This is a genomic window from Frankia sp. CcMO1 (genome assembly GCF_977945845.1).
On record NZ_CDWTMG010000300.1, the window covers coordinates 1 to 4,984 of the forward strand.

Sequence of the window (4,984 nt, forward strand, 5' to 3'; positions counted from 1 at the left end):
GTCACCATCGCCGCGATCAACGAATGGCTGCCCCGATGAACTTCCCAAACAGGCCCTAACGCCGATTTCCACGCAGGAGGTTCGGGGCAACCTCGTCAGGCGAAGTCGAAGTGCAGGGTCCGCCTGCTCCACCACGGGATGACCGTGTCGGGGATCAGCGGGGCCTGGGGTCAGGGGGCCTGGAATCCCGCGTTGGTCAGTACGGTGCTCGCCTTGTCGGACAGGATGAAGTTGACGAACGCGGTGGCGCCGGCGGCGTTGGGCGCGTTCTTCAGCGCGACGATCGGGTAGTCGTTGATCGTCTTGGCGGATTCGGGGAACTCGACGCCGTCCACCTTGCCCGCCGACGCCTTGACGTCCGTGCGGTAGACCAGCGCGGCGTCGACCTCACCGAGGGTGACCTTCGACAGTGCGGACTTGACGTCCTGCTCCAGGGTGACCGGGGCCAGGTTCACCCCGGCGGCGGCGAGCGCCTTCTTCGCGGCGGCTCCGCAGGGCACCTGCTCGGCGCACAGCGCGGCCTTCACCCCCGGCCTGGTCAGGGCGGGCAGGTCGGTGATGCCCTTCGGGTTGCCCTTCGGTACGGCGATGACGAGCTGGTTGCGGACGAAGACCTTGGGCGCGCCGACGTTGTCGCCGGCGTCGGTGACGGTCTTCATCGTGGCCGGGCTCGCCGCGGCGAACACGTCGTCCGGGGCGCCGGAGGTGATCTGCTGGGCCAGCTGCGAGCTGCCGGCGAAGGAGAAGGTCACCTTCGATCCGGGGTTCGCGGCCTCGAAGTCCTTGCCGAGCTGGGTGAACGACCTCGTCAGCGAGGCGGCGGCGAGCACCGTGACGGTCCCCTGTACTCCGCTCGCGGCGCTGCTGGCCGTGGCGGAGGGCGTCGCCGCAGCGCCGCCGTCGCTGCCGCCACATCCGGCGGTCGCGAGAAGCCCGGCGCCGAGTACCGCCAGGGCCGCCGTCTTCATCCTGCGAAATCTCACGTGTCCCGTTCCTCCACCCATTCACCCGTTGTCCTGTTTCCGCAGCCGCGGACCCTGTCGCTGAGCTAATCCGCAGATGCGAAACTCTGTGCATGATAGTTCCGCATCTGCACGGTGAACAGGCGGGTTGTTCCGTAGTGTGCTGATGCGCGGCCGGGGCCTGCGCCACGGCGACCGGAGCCCCGCTCGGCGGGCGGTGTCGAGAGCGGTGCCGAGGGCAGGGTCAAGAGCGGTGCCGAGCCGGTTGAGCCGGTCGTGCTCCTCGGGCAAGCCGCGGGGATGGCAGGCCGGGTTACGGCAGGACGTGGGTTACGCGGCAGGACGTGGGTTACGGCGGGCTGGGTTACGGCAGGACGTGGAAGGTCCGGTCGTGGTAGATGAGCGGGGACGCCTCCGGGTCGGTGTCCGCCTCAAGGACCTGGCCGATGATGAGGAAGTGGTCCCCGGCCTCGACGGGTGGCCGGGCGGAGCAGCGCAGCCACGCCCGTCCCCCGTCGAGCAGGGGCTCGCCGGTCGGCAGCCTGGTCCAGCGGGTCGGCGAGGCGAACCGGTCGATCCCGCTGCGGGCGAAACGCCGGGCGACCTCCTCCTGCTGGGAGGACAACAGGTTCACCATGAAGGTCTCCGTGACCCGCAGATGGGGCCACGACGAGGCACCGGAGGAGATGGCGAAGACCACCATCGGCGGTTCGGCGGACAGCGACGCGAGCGAGGTCGCGGTGAAGCCGACGGGTCCCGTGCCCGCGTCGGCGGTGATGACGGCCACGCCGGCCGGATGGCCGCGGAAGACGGTTCGGAACAGGTCGCCGTCGACGGCGCGCGCCCTGAGCGGACCCTGGGTCTGGCGAAGCGAGGCCGTCATGCTGGATGCTCCCGAGGTTCAGGCGACGAGTGAAGGTTCAGGTGACGAGCGCGCCGACGCCTTCCCGCCTCGGCGGATCAACCCTGCCGGGTGGGTCGTGGCGCGGTGGTCTGCTTCCCGCCTTCCGGTTCCGGTGCTGCCGTCGGCCGATGATCCACAGTACGGCGCGAGCTGCCGACGAGACGAACGACCGAAGAGTCAGTCACCCGGAGGACATCAGTTACCGGGGGAACAGAGGTCGCTGTCGTTGTGACCGAAGTCGACGTGGTGGCGACGGCACAGCCGCGGCTGGTCGCGACCGGTTACATAACCGGACACCTGCGCGTCCGCCGTGTTCCACCGGGTCGCCGCGGGTCGCCGTGCGGGTTTCGAACCAGCGGGCCAGGAACCGGGTGGACACGTAGGCCAGGGCGGCGGTCTGCGCTACCCCGACGAGGGTGCACCGGGTCGTCCGGGTGAGCCCCGCCGTCCCGACGGGCCCGCGCGTCAGCCGTCGGCGAGGGATCTCCGGTCCCGGCGCAGGGGATGATCGGGCGGGATCTCCACGACCACGATCGGGACGCCGTCCGGATCCTCGATCCACATCTCGTCGAGTCCCCACGGCTCACGCCGCGGCTCCCGGGTGATGACGACACCCGCCGCGTTCAACCGGGCGTGTTCGGCCGCCAGGTCACGCACCTGCAGCCAGAGCCGCGCCGTCCCCACCGGTTCCCCGCCCGCGCCCACCGGCCGTGCCGGGCGCGGCGAGCGCCCGGACACCTCCAGCAGGCCCTGGCCGAGGAAGAACACCAGCCCGGGTTCCTCCGGCGGCCCGAATTCGCGGTAGACCGCCAGCCCGAGGGTCTCGCGGTAGAAGCGGTGACTGCGTTGCGGATCCGTGGGCCGGAGCAGGATGCGGCTGCTGAGAACCTCCACCCGGCCAGTCTGCCCCGTCCGCGGACCGCCGTCGTCGACCACCGGGGGCGGTGACGGGGAGCAGGCCGCGGTCGGCTCCGGTTCCCCACGAGCGCGCGACGAGCGCGCGCAACGCGTTGACGGCCGTCCAGGTCCGGCGTCAACCGCCGCGCAGCGTCCTGGTGATCCCGGCGGCGACCGTCGTCGCGAGCGCCCAACCGGCGGCGATGAGGAAGTAGGCGAACCAGACCGTCGCGCCGCGCGGGGTGAAGTGCTGCTCCTGCCCGAAGTCGATGAGGGGCAGCAGCAGGTCGAGGGTGTAGACGGGGGCGCGGAAGGCCGACGCGGCGGTGTCGTCGACCGGCGCCGGCGGCCGTAGGTCGAACAGCACGCTGCCGGCCACCACCAGAAGCGCGATCCACGAGGCGGCCCGCACCGGGCGGAATCCGTATCCCACGAGCAGGTCCTGCAGGTGGCTCCATATCTTCGCCGCCGGCGCCAGAGTCTCGCGTCGATGCCGTTGTTTCGCGAGCAGAACCATCCGTGCGTCGGCGTCGTGGCCGTGCGCCCGGTAAGTGGCCGCGAGCTGTTCGTACACCTGCGGCCGGTAGCCGCTGGGGTCGAGGCGCAGCCACTGCCGCCGCTCGTCGCCTTCCCCGAACGTACCGAGGCTGTCGTAGCGCAGCCCGTCGAGGCGCAGCACGGCGGGCCAGGTCGCCGGATCGTCGCGCAGCAGGCCGATCACGCCGTGGCTGAGATCCACGGCTCCCCGAGGCACCGCTGCCGGGAGAAGTACCAGCTCCCGGGCCGTGAGGTGATGGGCGTTCAACGCGATCGAGCCGCTGTTGCCGGCGCTGTTGCCGGCACCGTGGCCTGGGCCGCAGTCAGGGCCGCGGTCAGGGCTGTCGTCGCCGGGGCGCGCGCCGTCCAGGCGGGCTCCCTCCAGGCAGACCCGGCTGCCCACCTCGGCGTAGGCGATGCTCACCGTCCCTTGGGCGTGGAACCCCTCACAGCAGTTGAGCATTGCGGCGACCTTCAGGTCGAATGCCGCCAGCGCGGTGCCCGTGGGACTGCTCAGGTGGGCTCCCTCCAACCGTACCGATCCGCCCACGACAGCGTTGTTCAGCCTCAGCTCCCCGTCGCAGCGCAGGGCCGACAGGTACCGGCCGTCCGGTGAGGGGCCACCGAGGAGGTCGTCCTCGACGTGCAGCCGGGTTGCGTCGAGGGCGGAGCCGGGGCCCTCGAAGCGGGCGCCGGAGAGCAGCAGCGCTCCGTTGATCCAGGTGCCGACCAGGATGACCGGTCCGCGGGACCGGCAGTCGAAGAGCCGGAGGTTGCCCTCGATGACGGCGTTCGACGCGAGGATTCCGCGGAAGTGCGTACCGGTGAGATCGAGCTGGCGGGTTTTCGCCCCGTACAGATTCACCCGATGGTCGAAGACGCAGTCCCGCAGCCGGACCGGACATCCAAGGACGCTGTGGGAGAGGTCGAGCTCGCCGACGATCCGGGCGCGGGTGAGGCGCAGCGCCGCCGACGGCCCAGGCTCGCCGTCGTCCGTCCCGAGCAGCAGATCGCGCAGGACGACCGCCCGGACGACCCGGTCCGTCCGGTCCGCCAGATCCACCCGGCGTCCCAGCGCAAAAGCATCCCGGATCTCCTGCTCGACGACGGTGAATTCCCGGGTGGTCACCGCCCGGCCGTCGCCCGACCGACGTGCGCCGAGTCGAGCAGGCCGGGGTCGGGGGAGACTCGGTGTGGCGCGCATCGAAGCGGCGTCGGGTCCATTCGCGAGGTTCGGGCCGGCATAGTGCCCATAATTGCCGGCTTCCTTGTCCTGCGGCAGGCTTTGGCGTCCGATGAGGTCCGGCCGGCTACCTGCCGCGGCAGCCCAGGGCGATGCCGCGATACCCGTGGGATGACACGCCCGTGGGATGTTGTCGGGGGTGTGGAGGATGCTCGGCAGGCCGGTCCGCGCCCAGGTTCCCACGGCCCGGTCGTTCCCGCTCCCGGCGGGGGGGAGGTGTCCCTGCGCCGCGCGCCGCGCGCCGCGCGCCGTCTGGAAGGTGTGTCCCGCGTTGGCCGTCACCGAGCACGAACAGCGTTCGTCGCCTGCGTTCCTGGATGCTGGCGGGCACCGACCGGGCACAGCGGCATGCCGGCCCGCATGCCGCGCCGTCCGGCGAGCACAGGCTGCACCCGTGGTGGCGGGTGATGTGCCTGACCGGTGTCGACTACTTCTCCACGC

Annotated in this window: 4 protein-coding genes; all 4 read right to left on the reverse strand. The window is 71.3% G+C overall.

The features are described 5' to 3' along the window. Nucleotides 1–170: 170 nt before the first annotated feature. Nucleotides 171–983: a molybdate ABC transporter substrate-binding protein gene (modA, locus tag AC08OU_RS22455; protein ID WP_476605718.1), complete on the reverse strand. Its 813-nt coding sequence runs from the start codon at nucleotides 981–983 to the stop codon at nucleotides 171–173. A 343-nt stretch (nucleotides 984–1,326) separates the two neighbouring features. Further along, nucleotides 1,327–1,845, reverse strand: a complete 519-nt coding sequence (locus tag AC08OU_RS22460) for a flavin reductase family protein (RefSeq protein WP_476602078.1) — start codon at nucleotides 1,843–1,845, stop codon at nucleotides 1,327–1,329. 486 nt (nucleotides 1,846–2,331) lie between these two features. After that, entirely contained in the window at nucleotides 2,332–2,760 is a 429-nt protein-coding gene (locus tag AC08OU_RS22465) for a VOC family protein (protein ID WP_462187028.1), read from the reverse strand. A gap of 139 nt (nucleotides 2,761–2,899) precedes the next feature. Further along, nucleotides 2,900–4,825, reverse strand: coding sequence for a hypothetical protein (locus AC08OU_RS22470; RefSeq protein WP_476605719.1), 1,926 nt, complete (start codon nucleotides 4,823–4,825; stop codon nucleotides 2,900–2,902). Between the last annotated feature and the right edge of the window lie 159 nt (nucleotides 4,826–4,984).

Excerpts from the sequence above, each read along its gene's own strand:
- AC08OU_RS22460 (WP_476602078.1), bottom strand. The coding sequence starts at position 1,845 with ATGACGGCCTCGCTTCGCCAGACCCAGGGTCCGCTCAGGGCGCGCGCC.